The sequence below is a fragment of the Blastopirellula marina DSM 3645 genome, from assembly GCF_000153105.1.
GTDB lineage: Bacteria > Planctomycetota > Planctomycetia > Pirellulales > Pirellulaceae > Blastopirellula > Blastopirellula marina.
The window spans coordinates 211,883-227,327 of the sequence record NZ_CH672376.1; the positions used below are offsets into that span (position 1 = coordinate 211,883).

At 57.4% G+C, this 15,445-nt stretch carries 15 protein-coding genes; 9 read left to right on the forward strand and 6 right to left on the reverse strand.

Features of this window, described 5'->3' with window-relative positions; genetic code table 11:
* The first annotated feature begins 541 nt into the window (after nt 1-541).
* From DSM3645_RS02495 to DSM3645_RS02505, 3 genes are all read left to right on the forward strand, one after another.
* Nucleotides 542-1,876, forward strand: coding sequence for a dihydroorotase (locus DSM3645_RS02495; RefSeq protein WP_002650432.1), 1,335 nt, complete (start codon nt 542-544; stop codon nt 1,874-1,876).
* Between the two features lie 473 nt (nt 1,877-2,349).
* Nucleotides 2,350-3,288, forward strand: a complete 939-nt coding sequence (locus tag DSM3645_RS02500; RefSeq protein ID WP_002650433.1) for a DUF1559 domain-containing protein — start codon at nt 2,350-2,352, stop codon at nt 3,286-3,288.
* A gap of 52 nt (nt 3,289-3,340) precedes the next feature.
* Nucleotides 3,341-3,775 (forward strand): carboxypeptidase-like regulatory domain-containing protein, encoded by a 435-nt coding sequence (locus DSM3645_RS02505; protein ID WP_002650434.1) that lies wholly within the window; start codon nt 3,341-3,343, stop codon nt 3,773-3,775.
* 74 nt (nt 3,776-3,849) lie between these two features.
* Here the strand turns inward: DSM3645_RS02505 and DSM3645_RS02510 are convergent, their stop codons facing one another.
* Complete coding sequence (locus DSM3645_RS02510; RefSeq protein ID WP_002650435.1) at nt 3,850-4,323, reverse strand: hypothetical protein; 474 nt, start codon at nt 4,321-4,323, stop codon at nt 3,850-3,852.
* Between the two features lie 54 nt (nt 4,324-4,377).
* Nucleotides 4,378-5,886: a hypothetical protein gene (locus tag DSM3645_RS02515; protein ID WP_040351550.1), complete on the reverse strand. Its 1,509-nt coding sequence runs from the start codon at nt 5,884-5,886 to the stop codon at nt 4,378-4,380.
* A gap of 122 nt (nt 5,887-6,008) precedes the next feature.
* Here DSM3645_RS02515 and DSM3645_RS02520 point away from each other — a divergent pair, with 122 nt between their 5' ends.
* The 3 genes from DSM3645_RS02520 to DSM3645_RS02530 are packed head-to-tail and all read left to right on the forward strand — an operon-like array spanning nt 6,009 to nt 8,934.
* The gene (locus DSM3645_RS02520) at nt 6,009-6,461 is read left to right on the forward strand and encodes a hypothetical protein (RefSeq protein ID WP_002650437.1); all 453 of its coding nucleotides are present in this window, start codon (nt 6,009-6,011) and stop codon (nt 6,459-6,461) included.
* A 4-nt stretch (nt 6,462-6,465) separates the two neighbouring features.
* Nucleotides 6,466-7,536 carry an extracellular solute-binding protein gene (locus tag DSM3645_RS02525; RefSeq protein ID WP_202594916.1) on the forward strand — a complete coding sequence of 357 codons (1,071 nt, stop codon included), beginning with the start codon at nt 6,466-6,468 and terminating at the stop codon, nt 7,534-7,536.
* Nucleotides 7,537-7,545: 9 nt separating this feature from the next.
* The gene (locus tag DSM3645_RS02530) at nt 7,546-8,934 is read left to right on the forward strand and encodes a DUF2254 domain-containing protein (RefSeq protein WP_002650439.1); all 1,389 of its coding nucleotides are present in this window, start codon (nt 7,546-7,548) and stop codon (nt 8,932-8,934) included.
* Nucleotides 8,935-8,946: 12 nt separating this feature from the next.
* Here the strand turns inward: DSM3645_RS02530 and DSM3645_RS02535 are convergent, their stop codons facing one another.
* Complete coding sequence (locus tag DSM3645_RS02535) at nt 8,947-9,516, reverse strand: pyridoxamine 5'-phosphate oxidase family protein (RefSeq protein WP_040351552.1); 570 nt, start codon at nt 9,514-9,516, stop codon at nt 8,947-8,949.
* Between the two features lie 84 nt (nt 9,517-9,600).
* A complete protein-coding gene (locus DSM3645_RS27575; RefSeq protein WP_002650441.1) occupies nt 9,601-12,294 on the reverse strand; it encodes a site-2 protease family protein in 2,694 nt (897 codons plus the stop codon).
* A 173-nt stretch (nt 12,295-12,467) separates the two neighbouring features.
* Here DSM3645_RS27575 and DSM3645_RS02545 point away from each other — a divergent pair, with 173 nt between their 5' ends.
* Both DSM3645_RS02545 and DSM3645_RS02550 read left to right on the forward strand, forming a co-directional pair.
* Complete coding sequence (locus DSM3645_RS02545; RefSeq protein ID WP_081444692.1) at nt 12,468-12,953, forward strand: transporter substrate-binding domain-containing protein; 486 nt, start codon at nt 12,468-12,470, stop codon at nt 12,951-12,953.
* A gap of 1 nt (nt 12,954) precedes the next feature.
* Nucleotides 12,955-13,914, forward strand: coding sequence for a cation diffusion facilitator family transporter (locus tag DSM3645_RS02550; protein ID WP_040351553.1), 960 nt, complete (start codon nt 12,955-12,957; stop codon nt 13,912-13,914).
* Between the two features lie 10 nt (nt 13,915-13,924).
* Here the strand turns inward: DSM3645_RS02550 and DSM3645_RS02555 are convergent, their stop codons facing one another.
* Together DSM3645_RS02555 and DSM3645_RS02560 are read right to left on the reverse strand one after the other, a co-directional pair.
* A complete protein-coding gene (locus DSM3645_RS02555) occupies nt 13,925-14,290 on the reverse strand; it encodes a hypothetical protein (RefSeq protein ID WP_002650444.1) in 366 nt (121 codons plus the stop codon).
* A gap of 11 nt (nt 14,291-14,301) precedes the next feature.
* Nucleotides 14,302-14,613, reverse strand: a complete 312-nt coding sequence (locus tag DSM3645_RS02560) for a hypothetical protein (protein WP_002650445.1) — start codon at nt 14,611-14,613, stop codon at nt 14,302-14,304.
* 357 nt (nt 14,614-14,970) lie between these two features.
* Between DSM3645_RS02560 and DSM3645_RS02565 the strand changes: the two genes are divergently transcribed.
* Nucleotides 14,971-15,369 carry a hypothetical protein gene (locus tag DSM3645_RS02565; protein WP_131282149.1) on the forward strand — a complete coding sequence of 133 codons (399 nt, stop codon included), beginning with the start codon at nt 14,971-14,973 and terminating at the stop codon, nt 15,367-15,369.
* Nucleotides 15,370-15,445: the final 76 nt, after the last annotated feature.

Sequence of the window (15,445 nt, forward strand, 5' to 3'; positions counted from 1 at the left end):
TGCCAGCATGGCGCGCACTTCAAGTTGTTCAGACGCAAGGTGCGCGATGCGGCTCTTGGATCGGAAACGACGTAGGGAGTTATTTTTCCTGAGAAGTGGCCACGAGGTGCTCGTTCAAGCGTGCGATTGGACGGTCGATACGAGATTGCGCCGCAGAAATCGGCAGTAAACGAAGTTGCGGACTGGGCGGGACGGAGTAGTCATTGTGGGTGGTGGTGGCGTGGCCTGATGCAGCTGGCTCCGATAGTATCCGAATCGTTCACCTACGACAACTAATTTCGCTGTCCGTCCGCCCGCTTTTAACCATTCCGAATTCGCGGTACATTAACGACTTACGCTAGACCGACGTCGCCTGTATCTTGGCGGCGATCCCGGCCTTCGGGGTTGCCCGACAGGTCATCGCGAGCCGCCTTGGGGCTCGGTCAGCCGCTTGAGTGCGGCCTGTTATCTCGAATCTTTCTCCGTCTCTGGCGCCGCGACTGTCTTGTCGTCGCCGAAGTGATTGGAACGCCCGCGGTCCTTTGCGGCCTAAGGAAATAGCATGAAAACGCTGATTAAGAACGCCACTGTGATGCTTCCCGACGGTCCGTCAAAAACGTCGGTTTTGTTGGATGGGGCGACCATCGTTGAAATCGATCCGGCCGAAACGGTCGAAGCGGATGAAACCGTTTACGCCTACGGCATGCATCTGCTGCCAGGCGTAATCGACGCCCACGTTCACATGCGCGATCCCGGCGGCACCGACAAAGAAGACCTCCGCACCGGCAGCATGGCGGCGGCCAAGGGGGGCGTGACCACGATTCTGGACATGCCCAACACCAGTCCGGCGACCGTTTCGCAAAAATTGCTCGAAGAAAAGTTGACGCTGGCTTCGGTCAAGAGCATCGTCAATTACGGCTTTTTTATGGGCGCGACGATCGACAATATCGGCGAGTTGAAAAAGGCGAAGCGGACCCCCGGCATCAAGATCTATATGGGGAGCACCACCGGGGATCTCTTTTTGAAAGATCCGGCGATGCTGGAAGCGATCTTCGCTGAGACGAAGCTGCCGATCGCCGTCCATGCCGAAGACGAAAACATCATCACGAAGAACTTTGAAGAGTTCGGGCTGACCCGCAACGTGGTCGATCACTCGCGGATTCGCACGCCGGAGGCCGAAGCGTCAGCAGTTCGCAAAGCGGTTGCGCTGGCGAAAGAATACAAGCACCGGCTCCACCTTTGCCACATGTCGTCGGCATTGGCGTTGGCCGAGTTTGAAGATCACGCCGACCTAATCACGGCCGAAGTGACGCCGCATCACCTGTTGCTGAACGAGTCGGACTATATGAATCTGGGGACGCTGGCCCAGATGAATCCGGCCCTCAAATCGGCGGCGGATAACGCGGCTCTGCTGCAAGCGCTGCTGGACGATCAAATTCAGATTGTCGCGACTGACCACGCGCCGCATCGCTACGAGGACAAGTGCCAACGCTATCCAGACAGCCCGTCCGGCGTGCCCGGCGTCGAAACGTCGTTGCCGCTGATGCTGGACCTGGTCGCAAAAGAAAAATGCACGCTGGAGGATGTGGTTCATTGGATGTGCGAAGGCCCGGCGCTGGTCTGGGACATCATGGAAAAAGGCCGCATCGAAGTGGGCTATGACGCCGACCTGGTCCTGGTCGACATGAACAAGACGATGGCGATTCGCGGACCGCACATGCAGACCAAGTGCCGCTGGACCCCGTTTGAAGGACGCGAAGTAACCGGCTGGCCGGTGCGTACCTGGGTTTGCGGTAAAGAAGTCTATCGCGAAGGTGAGTTCGACGTCTCGCGCCCCGGCATCGAAGTGATGTTCGAGCATTCGCGCGGCGGTTATTGGGCCGGCATCGACGGCTAAGCATCCGCGATCCGATGATTTTTGAACGCCGGCCATTGTGCCGGCGTTTTTTATTTCTTGTTTGCGGGCGATCCAAGGTCTCGAAAAAACGCCCCATCGCGTCCTGCGCGATTCCGCCGCCCAGCACCGCAGACGCATGATCATCTTTGCACAGGGGCCGTTTGTTTCTCCCTGGCGGCTTCCTTGGCAAGCTAAGGTCTGCTAGCGCGCGAAAACCCCCTCGATCGTAGCTGACTCGAGAAATCGCAAAGATACTCAAAATATATAGTTCAGATGACTTCAAGCGATCCTCCCGAACGCAATTGTGGCGCCGCGGAAAATTAAAAAAACGGAAATCTGAGGTGTATTGGCGCGTAAAAGCCCGTTAGTATTGTCTTAGTGGCGCGAATTATTCTTAAAACCCACCAAATTTAACTATCCGCAATTGCGGTGATTCTCACTCTTCTTTCATCTCTTTTCAGGCGAGACATCAAATGAACGTATCCTTCTCTCCGGCCTATCGCCACCGACGGGGCTTTACGCTCGTCGAGCTGTTGGTGGTGATTGCCATTATCGGCGTGTTGATCGCGCTTTTGCTCCCTGCGGTGCAACAGGCGCGGGAAGCGGCTCGGCGAATGAGTTGCAGCAACAATCTGAAACAGATTGGGCTCTCTCTCCATAATTACCATGACACTTATCTACGACTCCCCCCGGGAATCGTGACCAGCAATCAGTTGGCTTGGGGCACGATGCTGCTTCCCTTTATCGAGCAATCCAACTTGTTCGACGCGCTCTCCACGGCCGGCGCGTTCGATGAACCTTGGGAAGATATCACCGAGGTCACCACAACCGGCGTCGGCGGACGTCCGCCGTTGGCGCAAACGCCGCTGACCGCCTATCTCTGTCCGTCGGATCCCGGCGGCGACCTCAACAAAAAACTGGGGGGAACCGACGGCATCTACTTCGCCAAGTCAAATTACGTCGGCATTTTCTCGGCCTACTACAACTCGACCGATGCGACCGCGACCAACGGTAGCGGCGGGTCCGATCGACCAGCGGTGTTTACGGATAACTCAGAAACCCGATTCCGTGACATCACCGATGGGCTCAGCAATACGATCATCGTCGCAGAGCGTTGTTCCAAAGGGGGACCGACAGCATCGCTCTGGATCGGCTATCACAACGACTTTGGCGGCAGCATTTCCGGCGGCATCTCGCAGTTTCAGGTTCGGTTGCGGATGGAACGTTCGTCGAATGACACCGACTATGTCATTAACGGTTCGACGACCTACAACCCCAGCAGTTTGCATGCGGGTGGAGCCCAGTTCCTGCGCGGCGACGCCAGCGTCGTCTTTCTGCCGGAAACGATTCCGTTGCGGGTGCAAGCCGCCCTCGGCACGATGGACGGCGACGAGGTGATCGGCCCTTACTGACCGCAGTGATCCGCATCTTGTTTCTCAGATTCTTAAAAAGTTGGCGCATCCTATGAACGTGACTCAGATTTCATTCCCGCAGCAGTTGATGGGTATCGTCGTGATATCTGTCAGTATGGTACTCGGTTGCGGCGGCGGTAGCGGACCGCGCTTGGCGACTGTTTCCGGAACGGTGACGCTAAACGGTCAGCCATTACCCGACGCGCTCGTGTCGTTTTATCACGGTGAAGATCGACCTTCGCACGGTACGACCGACGCAAGCGGACACTACGAGCTAGAGTTTACCGCTGATCGAAAAGGGGCGCTCATCGGCGAAAATGTGGTTCGCATTACGCTCGCCACGGTCTCAGGAGAAGGTGTTAAGCCGAGGAAGGAAACGATTCCGATCATGTACAACAGCGATTCGGAATTGACCTACGAGGTGAAATCAGGCTCCAACGAGAACGCTAATTTCGACCTGAAAAAATCAGGCGGCGGCGGTGGTTGAGCCAAGCTTGTTGTTCAAAAAGCAGAACGCCTCGCTCGTCGAGGCGTTTTGCTATTCTTGATTCAGCGGCAGGATTACTTCCCGTCGCGCTGCCAACTCGGCGTCGACCGATTGGCTTCGGCCTTCGGAGCGATCATGCCGGGACGCGAGGGGCCGCGATAGAGGGGCGCTTCGGCTCGCTCGGTCGCCGTTAAGCGCGGCAGCGGACGCGTCGAGCGATAGTAACGCTCGAGTCCGATCTTGGGCTGCGCGTATCCGCGCCGCGTCTGGGCAGGCAACGGAAATCCGTTGGGGAACGTTGCGTCAGCACTGCGGCGATAAGGCAAGATCGGCAGCTTGCCGGCCGAGTCGAGTCCTTGGTCGAGCAGGTATTGATCGATCGCAGGGCGCCGCGTTACGCCGCTATAGAGCGAGCCGTACAAGTACCGCTCACGCGATGAAAACCGCCGCAGCGCCGGAGCCGAAGGCGCCGTGTCGCGAGGCGACTCTTGCGCAATCGTCGGCCAGGCGAACAGCAGCAAACCGATCAGTGCGATCCCATGTTTCATCACGTTCTCCCTACTCAAAGCATAGGGAAACTAGCGGCGAAGGCAAATTCAACGTTACTGCGGTTGCTCGCGTACGTGGATTTCAACCTCTCCGATGTTATCCGCTAATTGGCCCGGATTATCGTTCACTTTCATGTACAACGTCGCCGTCAGCGGCGGAGTCAGCGTGCGGTGATTGCCGACGGTTTCGTACATCGTCAGCGGCGAAGCGGCGGGGCCGTTCCAGTCGTCAGGACGGAGCCCGCACAGCAGTTCTCCCAGCGGCCGGCCGTTGAAATAGTGGAGCGTGATCCCGTTCGGTTCGCTGGGCCACTCGGGGTCTTGTTTCAACAGGTAACGCCCTTTGGCGACGATCTCGTAGGTTTTGCCAACTTCCAGCAGAATGCCGGTCGATTGCCAGCCTCGATTGGACTGAATGAACGCCGTCGCTGTGTCGCCAGACAAGGGCTTGCCAGGCGTGTAGACGATTTGGTTGCGGGGAAAGTCATAGCCATAGTCGGCGTTAGCGACAAACATCTGCCAACCTTCGTCGATCTGCGGCCATTGGTCGCCGAGCGATTCTTTGAAGCGGCGGTTCATGTCATAGCCGAGCCGGACATATTCCTGCAGCTTGCGGAATTGATCATGCGTACGCGGATCATTTTCTAGATAGTTGACGGCGCCCCAGCACCAGCCGTAGGGATTGTTTTGCAAATGCGCGTCGGCCGCATAGTTCATCACGTCGTCCAACGTTTTCCCCTTGCTCGCTGCAAAGTCATCGCGGATGATTTTGATCCGCCCCCACATCGGCATCTCTTCTTTGGAGACCGGAATGACGCCGACCGTCAGCTTGCCGTCGCGCCAATAGTGGGTGCCGAAGTATTCCGCAATTCCTTCCGAGTACCAGGGAGGTCCGCCGCCGCCGAACATTCGTTCCATCAGCGCGTGCGTTCCTTCGTGGAGCAGCAGATGTCGTCGATATTGGGCGCTCGGCTGATCGCGGAGCCAGAACGCGTCGCCGCGCGAATAGCCGTGCAAAAAATTCGGCAAATCAGCCGGGAAGAGTTCGGCCCCGATAAACGGCGCTTCGCGTGACATCAGGCAAGCCTTCACGCGCCAATCAGCGTACTTCTCGGGATCGATTTGGAAGTAGTCGCACCAGAGAGGAAACGCCGCGTCAAACACCTCGGGCAATTCGTCCACTTCCGGCGACGAGGGCAAATCGGTTATCAGCGTCAGATGCTTCCCTTGCAACTGTCGTAGATCGTTGGCGGCCAGCTTTGCCGGATCAATCGTGAACTCGACATACGGATCGGTCGGCGCCGCGCGAAAGCGCTCGGCCGCGCCGTCGTTATTCATAAACTGGTTCAACACCGCGACCGAACCGTCGTCATCTTTTTTCACCGGCTCCATCGTCGCTCGTCTGACCGGCTCCGTTGGCTTCGCCGGTTCGACAGGCTGTTCCGCGGCAGGCGGATCGGCGCTGGGCGACGGCGTCGGCGCGACTTTCGCCGTGGGCGCCGGTTGCTCGCTTGATCCGCAGCCGATCATCAGTAGCAGCATGCCAAACAGCAACCATCGCATCGCGTAATCCTTGGGCGATCGGAGTATCCAGGGCCCGGCGCAATGGGCCCGGCAGAAATTGTCATTCATACTTGCTATTCTAGACCGAAACTCTTTTGCCCGCAGGAATAATGCCAGAGACGATGTCCTCTCTCTCCGATTCTGTCGTTCGTCGTCCCTGGTCGCATGCGGTCGCCGGGGGGGTATCGCTTGTTGGCGCCGTCATCTGCGGACTCGACTGGCCCGACTTTCCGCAAAATCTGCAGCATTTATCGGCGGCCGGAGTCTTTGCGTGGGGGGTGGCCGTTATTTTTCAGCTGGTCGTTTCGGCAGGACACTTGCGGGTTGCGATTCTCGACTGGCAAGCTTTGCAGGCGCCCCCGCAGTACGAGCGGCGGAACGCGAGTCTGTGGATCGTGGTGCAAGCCATCGTGCTCGTGATGATCGGCGCGCTGGTTTTATTGGGCCGCAATTCGATTTTGCTGATGGCCGACCAGACCGAGATTTTATCAGCCCTGTCGGCCAGCAGCGTCGTATCGCTGTGGGTGTGGGGAATGCGTCGGAGATCGTTTGCGGCGGTGGATGCGAATGGGTAGCGAGATGAGCTGGGAAAAACAGACAGCGGAGCGTGGAAAGTGGACGAAGGCGTCGGCCGGTAGCGTGATGGGCGTTGTCGGTTGGGCGTCGCTGGTAATACTGCTCATCGGTTGTCGTTTTGGATCGGATAACGAAGCGGTCGTTTATGTTGCGATGGACCGTGAATTCTCGGAGCCCCATTTTCTCGCTTTCGAGAAAGCGACCGGCGTTCATATCGCCGCCAAGTATGATACCGAAGCGAACAAGACGGTTGGCCTAACCGCGGCGCTGCTGGCCGAGCAAGCGCGGCCGCGCTGTGACGTTTTCTGGAACAATGAAGTTCTGAACACGATACGGCTGGAGAAAGCAGGTTTGCTGCATGCGTATGTGCCGGCGAACGCCGCTGATTTTCCGGCCGAGTTTCGTTCGCCCGACGGCGCCTGGCACGGCTTCGCCAGTCGAGCGCGGGTGCTGTTAGTGAATACCGATCTGGTCAGCGAGGAAGCGCGTCCCGATTCGATTCGTGACCTGGTCGATCGAAAATGGGAGGGGAAGTGCGGTTTCGCCAAGCCGCTGTTCGGAACGACCGCGACGCACGCGGCGGTCCTTTTTTCGGCATGGGGCGACGACGACGCGAAAGCCTTTTTCACCCAGCTAAAAGCAAACGCGCGGATGTTTCCCGGCAACAAGCAGGTCGCCGTCGCCGTTGGGAATGGACAAATTGCGTTTGGTCTAACCGATACCGACGATGCGATGGGAGAGCTGCGGAGCGGTTCGCCGGTGGCGATCGTCTATCCCGATCAAGGGGAAGGGGAGTTGGGAACGCTCTACATACCGAACACGTTGGCGATCCTCAGAGATTGCCCCCATCTCCAAAAAGCGGAGCAGTTGGTCGACTATCTGTTACAACCAGAGATCGAAACGGCGTTGGCGGCCGGGCCAAGCGCCCAAATCCCGCTGAATACGAAAGTCACCGCGCCGGCGCAAGTCGAGACGCCGCAGACCAAGCGAGCGATGCAAGTCGATTTTCGTGCGGCGGCCGACAAATGGGATGCGGCCGCTGATTTTCTGACCCCACTTTTCCTGAGCCAATAAGATCACTTTATGGAAACGCGACTAACATCGCTATGGGATCAATCGCGGGCCAGCTTTTGGTTTGTGCCGAGCTTGTTTTTGGCGGTCGGGATCATGTTCGGCTTCACATTGCCGATGCTGGATCTGACCGTTGACTTTTCGAAATACGAATCGATCTGGCTGCAGACGACCACCGCCGGGTCACGTTCGGTCTTATCGACGATCGCCGGTTCGATGGTCACCGTCGCCGGCGTCGTCTTTTCGCTCAATATGGTGACGCTGTCGATCGCGTCGGGTCAGTATGGCTCACGCGTACTGCGCAGTCGTATGGAAGACAATACCGCCCAAATCGCGATGGGGTCGTTGTTGGCGACCAGCGTCTATTGTTTTCTCGTCTTGCGGACGCTGCAGGATCGCGATGACTATGTGCCGGTTCTTTCGGTCAACGCCGCGATCATTATGGCGATCGCCTGTTTGATGATTTTGATTTACTTCGTGCATGAAGTCGCCAGCGAGATCCAGGCGCCGCGAATCGTCGAGGCGCTCGGCTATGACTTGAACGCTTCGATCGAACGACTCTATCCCGAACGAATCGGCCAAGCTCGCCCGGCGGAGGGAGAGCCGAGCGATGACGAAATGGAGCAATTTCATCAAGACTGCGTCGCGGTCGATACGACGGCCGAAGGATACCTGCAGGGGATCGACGTTTCAGCGCTGCTGCATGCCGCCAAGTCGAATGACGTGACGATAGAATTGCGGAAGCGACCCGGTGATTTTATCACGACCGGCGACGCGATTGCGGATGTGGGGCCGCCGGACAAGGTTGACGACGACTTGTTGCGTGCGATTCGAGAAACGTTGATCGTGGGAACGAATCGAACGCCGCGGCAAGATGTAAACTGCGCCGTGCATGAACTAGTGCAGGTCGCCATCCGCGCTTTGTCGCCGGGGATCAATGACTCCTTTACCGCGATGAACAGCATTGATCGGCTGGGCGCCGCGCTGTGCCGCTTAGCGCTGAGCGAGATTCCTTCCTCCTATCGTTATGATGACGACGACAAGTTGCGCGTGATCGCGCGGCCCTGCTCATTTGCCGAAGTGTTGGGCGCCGCATTCAATCAGATTCGGCAAAGCGGCGCTGACAGCGAAGCGGCGACATTGCGTCTGATGGAAGCGCTGTCAACGATCGCCGCGCGCGTTCGTCGTGAAGAGGATAAGGAGGCGATCGAGGATCAGCTGAAAATGATCGATCGAGCGTCGCGAGAGAACTTTGCCGACGAGACGGCTCAGGCGACAATCCTCAAGCTGATCGAACGGACGCGCGAGCGAATGATCGCTCGGCGAGAAGATGCCCAGGACGATCGAGAAACCGAAGAGGAGCAAGCTGACGATGTGCCAACCGGCGGCGCCAACGGTTAGTGCTCTACGGCGCTAGGTGATCGTCGCTTCGCCGTTAAAGTTGTCTAGACCCGGCAAGCCTTCGAGACTGGTCGCGTTCTTTTCGCGGCGATACTCGACCAACCCGTCAGGACCTTTCGCGACGCTGTAGTCGATCAGCTGCGTACGATCTTCCACAAATTCATACTTCGGCACCGCATAACCGCAGGTGTCGGCGATCCGCTGCACATGCACGCGGATGATCGAACGCGTGCCAGGCATATGCGGGAAGAGTTCACGCAACGAAGCGAAGTCGGCGTGATCGGGTTCCAGCACTTCGGCCTGACCATACAGCCGCAAGATATTCGGCGGCCCGTCAAAGGCGCAAAACATGATGGTGATGCGGCCATTCTCTTTGGCGTGAGCGATGGTCTCGACGCCGCTGCCGGTTAAGTCGAGATAGGCGACCGTTTTCTCATCCAAGATTCGAAACGAATCGAGCCCCTTGGGAGAAAGATTGATCAACCCGTCGGCCGCTAGCGGCGCCGTAGCGACAAAGAACAGCTTTTGGTGGCGAATGAATTGTGCGACACGATCATCGATCGATTCGTAGATCTTACCCATCGACATTCCTGTATTGGTGGAGAGCGAAGTGCGACGTAACCGATTGGACGCCAAAGCGGGGGACAAGGTTCGCGAAACAGAGGATTAGAAATCTTCCCAAATTCCACCTGCGAGAACGTCGTATTTCGTGTCCGCGCATTTGCGACGCTCATACCAAGCGCCCCACTCCGGCAGCAGTTGTTCTGGATGAGTCGTATCGGCCTTCAGCATGAGAATCGGGCCGGCTGTTTCTCCATACACAAAGTAGCGCGGGGGGTCGTTCCAATCGATCTCTTGTCGCTCGGGCAATTGCCCGAGGATCGCCGCCGCTTCGATCAGTCTTTGATGCTCCGGCTGCTTTTGCCGGGGGACTTGAACTCCTTCTTCAGCAGCAAAGAAATCGCTCGGCCGCTCTTCGAACGCTGTTTCATAGGCGTAGTAGGCCGCCAGCAGCTCTTTCATCGCCGGATCTTCCAGCGTCGCTATTTTCGCGTCTTTCGCTTCTCGGTGCTTCTGCTGAAGCAATTTTTGGTGTTGCTCCTGTATTTCGGACAAGCGTTTTTCATCCCCGCGCCGCAGCGCTGCGTCCATTTCGCTTTCGAGATTTTTCAATTCTGGGGCGTCCAAGGCGTAGTCAGCCTGCCGCAACTCTGCAAACGCTTTTCGAGACTTGCGCCAACTTTCACGTTGCTCGGCTGCGGCGGCGTCCCAAGAGGGACTCCAAGGAGCAATCGCCTGAACGAAAAATGGAATCGTCTGAAACGTTTCAGCATCATTCAACATCTCGGACGAGTCGCTGGCTGTCAGCGCGATCGTCATCGTTCGCAGCAGCGCTCCCTGCGTCGAAGCGAACGGCTCGCCGCCGACTGCTTCAAGTTGATCAAACAACGCATCGGTCGCTTCGCCTTCTGCCGGCGCGGTGACAAACAGCGTCGGTCCGATCTGTAGCAGGCGAAGCGGACCCTCCGATTTCGCGAGTCGATCGTACTCGGCGGCGGCGGCCGTTTTGTCGGCGAACTGCGACGTGTAGGTGATGGTCTTGCCGGCGAGCGGACCGACTTCGGTCGAGCGCTGCGAGTCGGCGTCGTAAAATGTCTCCGGCTGCGATAGACCTAGGTCCAACAGGTCCTGCAGACTGGAGTCACGTCCGACAAAGATCACCGCCAACAAGATCAAACAGGCCAAGAACGAACCGCAGTAAAGCATCCCTAGCGCCAGCGTAGCCAGCACGCCGGGGGCTTTAGCGTTCAGCGATTCAAAGACAGCGTAGACATGCTGGGCGATGATCTTGGGATGATGCGGCTCAGGAAAGTGGGCGTGTATATCGTCGATCAGGGTGATCGCTTCGTCGCGCGGAATCGATTTGCCGTCATTGGAAATCGCCGCAAAACCTTGCGCTCGCAGTCGTTCGACTGCAGAAGCGATGCGATAGGCTGTCGGCAGCGCGAGCGCCATCGTGATGCCGATAAATCCGAAGAGATAAGATCCGGTGGCCAACGCAATCAAACCGAGCCCCGCAATCGCGGCGCCGCGAAACGCGACATCTAGAAAGCGGTGCCGACAAAACAAGATCGCCTGCCAAAAGGCGCCTCCGTCGAGCGGCAAGATCGGCAGCATGTTTAGCCCATTGATCAGCAGCGTCGCCAAAGCCAACTGAAACTTCCAGTCCGCCGGTTGAAAGAGGGCCCAAATCCCGATCGCGCCGCCGACAAAGATTCCCGGGACCGGTCCAGCCATCGAGACGAGCCCTTTTTTCCAGCCGGCGACATTCAGATGGCGCCCGCTTACGGCGGCGCCAAAGAACGGGATGAAGAACATTTTCGTATCGCGATAGCCGAACAGCTTCATCGCGAGAAAGTGCCCTGCTTCATGAAACAGCAGGATCGGCGCTAGTAGCAACAGCGCCGTAAAATCTTGCTGCCAGCCGATCGCCGCGGCGAACAGCAAAAACGAGATCACCAGCATCGTGATCATCGCTCCCCAGCTCGATTGATTTTTCTCAAGCTTGTCAAGTTCGGCGAAGACATCGCGATACTGGGGATCATCGCTGGTGACGGCGGCGACGATCGGTTCTGTACCGGGATCGCTCTCGCCCAGTTCCGACGAAGCGGTCGATGACGTATAGGCGGGATCCAGCGGCTCGGGGCGATCGAAGAGGCCGCGCTTTACATGAAACGCGATCAGCTCTTCATGCTGCTCGTGGATGTAATCGAGCAGGTCTTCGCGAGTATAGAGCTCTCGCGCAGGGCGTATCGATTCGGCCAGCCGCTCTTGATGTCGTTGCCAAAGTTGCCCAAACGTCTTCTTCTTGCCGCAGCGCTCGACCAAAAAGTTATCAGGCGCGAGCAAGTCGGGCTGCCCGCCAAACGTGATCAGATACGATCCATCCTGCAGCGGCGTCTCGATTTGACGCGTCAATTTGTCGGTCGTCAGCGCTGGTTGCCGCCAGATGCGGTACTGCACGCGGGCGACGCACTTGCTCGTTTCGTGCAGCATCGTCACCCGATAGATGGTCGTGTTGTGTGAGGGGAGCGTCACTTCATGGCGCACCGCTTGCCGAAAGCCCAGCCCCGCGAGCATCGCGAGTTCCGGCGCGAGCTTGGTTTCGATATTAGCGGGCCACTCGCGTTCGGTGACAAATTCGTCGATTCGATCCACCGCCGGATCGTCAGTCGAACCGGCGGTTCGAATGCCGAAGATCTTAATGATCCACGCGATCGGCATCAGCGGCCAGGAAAGTTCAAAGGCGAATTCCCGCAGCGAAGCACGGGGACTGTTAAGTTGATAGACGTTCGCCATCGCGAATTCCTCGCCAAGCCGCCAGCTAGAAGAGAGAAAGAACAGGCCCGAAGTATTCCATGACCGGGGGGGCGAGTCAACTTTCCCCAGACGTAATCGATGCGATAATTCAAGATTGAGAGATTCGACGGGGCGCGTCAATTCTTAACATCAGCGAGGGCAGCGTCCATCGTATGAGATTTTCCCATTATTTCGCACTTGGTATCTCGGCTGGATTGATCCTCTGTTGGGGCTGCGAATTTCCTCGCGATCCCCACGGTACGGCCGATCGCGTTCGCGGTCATGTGCTGCGCGTCGGCATGACGCAGCAGGCTCCGTGGGCCGTGGAACAGAACGGCGAGCGGAGCGGATTCGAAGTAGAGCTTGTCCAAAAACTAGCGGCGGAACAACAAGCCAAGATTGTTTGGCAAGCCGGAAATGAGAGCGAGCTGGTAAAGCGATTAGAGCGGGGAGAGCTGGATCTGGCGATCGGCGGCTTTGTGCGACCGACTCCTTGGGAAGGGCGCGTCGCTCTGACCCGCTCCTGGGGAGACGCGGCCGGCCTCGAGCATGTTTTCCTCGTTCCCCCAGGTGAAAACCGTTGGCTTTTGCTTTTGGATCGCTGGTTAGCCGCACATGCCGAAGAAATACGGCAATGGAACGATCGGAAGGGGGTCTAGCATGCCTTTGTCGCCAGCACTGGAGTTCCCGCCGCAACAAGACCAAGCGCTCCGCAAGGCGCGCCGGCTTGAGCGGTTGACAATCGCGTATCTCGCTTCGGTCGTTGTGGTGATGTTTTTCTCGATGGGCGCGTCCCAAGCGATGAAGACGGCCTGGATGGAAGACATGCTCGGGTTTATTCCTCCCCTCGTCTTTCTTATCGCCACACGAATCGCGATCTGGCCCCCCAATAAGCGATTTCCGTATGGCTATCATCGCGTGATTTCGATCGCATTTTTGTGCGCCTCGCTGGCGCTGTTCACGATGGGCGCTTGGCTGCTTGTGGATGCGGTTTACAAGCTCATCGTCGCCGAGCACCCGACGATCGGCGGAGTGCAGATATTTGGACGAACGATCTGGTTGGGCTGGTTGATGATCCCGGCGCTGCTTTACAGTTCGTTGCCGTCGATGTGGTTGGGACGCGCCAAGTTGCCGTTGGCGAAAACCATGCATGACAAAGTATTATTTGCCGACGCTGCGATGAACCGGGCCGACTGGCAAACGGCGCTGGCGGCCATCGCCGGAATTGTCGGAGTTGGATTTGGATTTTGGTGGGCGGACGCCGCCGCGGCCGGCTTGATTTCTTTCAGCGTGCTCTATGACGGATATCGCAACCTGCGGGAGGTGATCACGAATCTGATGGATGAGGCGCCGAAAAAAGTCGGTGAGGACAACACGGATCCGTTGCCGCAGCAATTAGAATCGCTCCTCCTGTCACGCGACTGGATCGTCGCCGCCAGCGTACGGATGCGGGAGCAAGGACATGTCTATTTTGGCGAAGCGTTGATCGTCGTCGCTCCCAACTTTGTCGGTGATTTGCCGCAAAGCCTGAGCGAACTGACCGACGAAGCGACCCGCTATGATTGGCGAATTCATGACTTGGTGATCGCGCCGGTTCCGCAGTTGCCGGAAGAAGCGTAAGCAATCATCGCTAGTCGCGGCTATTCGACGGAAATGCGGATCTCTCGAGTCGAGGGTAATTGCCAGGCGGCGTGAATTGGGTGTCATTGATCAAACGAACCGGGTGGACAATCCCTGGACGCATGCCAGAGACATACCGTGCGTCGATCTCGATCAATGGCCAGTAAAGCATGCAGAGCGTTTCCCCCATCTGCTGTCGCTCCTGCGTCCAGGCCGGCTCGGTGAAATAGTAACTGTCCATGTCAAACTCTTCCGCTTTTTGCATGCCGACGCGGGAGAGATAGAGGAAGGAGCCCAAATAAGCGATGAGCAGACCCAACAAGATGATGATCAGTCCGTCACGCAGGTAGGATCGAATCGGCCGAGTGTTGGTCATCACACAATCGCCTAACGCGAAGTGTCCGACTCTGGACACGAACAAAGTTGAGTCAGCGTGAGACCAGGACGGCGCCCCGTAATCCAATTTGCATCCAACTCGACCAGCGGCCAATAAATACGGCCTAGCAGCAGATGCCGCTCTCCGCCGGCGGTGGTGATTGGTTCGGCGAAATAATAGCCTTGGCGAGACCACACAAACGGCTCGTCATAGCCGTAGCACGAGAGATAGACGAACGAACCGACGTAAACGAACGCCAGCAGCATCAGGAAGCTAACGGCGGCTCCGGCGGTCGAGAGCCTCGCTTGTGGTTTGTCGCTCATCGCCAGAATCCAAGTGGGGCCGAAGTAGCGGAAAGGCTGGACTGCTAGTCCTATTCTATGGCATCGCTTCGAAACAGGGGAAACGTTTCATTGGCGATTTCTGAAAATAGTCTGCTTGAATAGGCGAATATCGGATGCAGGGAATTACATGGAAAGATTGCGAACAACTTGGTGGTTAAGGCGAGAAACCATTGGTACGGCGGCGTGAAGCCGTAGTTTCCTACGTTCCCTAACCAAATCGCCGTTTTCCAACTATATTAAGGGGACGTGCGACCACAAGTTTCTCTTCAAAGTTGCCTGGCGCGGCTGGGCCGATGCGATGGTCGTCACGTTTGCGATAAGGATCGTGCGATGGGCATGTCGGTTTTTCCCGTATTCAATCCAAAATTGACCGGCGTCAAGTTTGAGGCCGAAGGGAAGCTGTTGTTCGACCAGTTTGAAACCTTGGACGCGATCGCCGAAACGATCGAAGTCGCTCGCTTTAGTTCGTTTGGCGACGATCGCCCGATTCCGGAAGACTTTGACGGCGACGAAGAAGATCTAGAAGCGGCGCTGGGACCTTGGGACGAGTGGTACTCGCCGGTCGAAGGATTGAAGACGATGGTCGCGCTGCTCGATGCGATTGCCGAAGAGCCGGACTTCGCTGATCAGTTGGATGACTGCGAGCATGTGGTGGAAGAACTGACCGAGATGAAGACTTGCCTGGAAGCGGCGGTCGAGCAGGGCGCGCAATTCCGCCTGGAACTTGCGCCGTAATCATCGGTTTTCGTCGGGCTCTTGCGCCGCAACGGGCCGGTGCAGCAGGAAAGATTTCTCGTGACATCTAATTTTC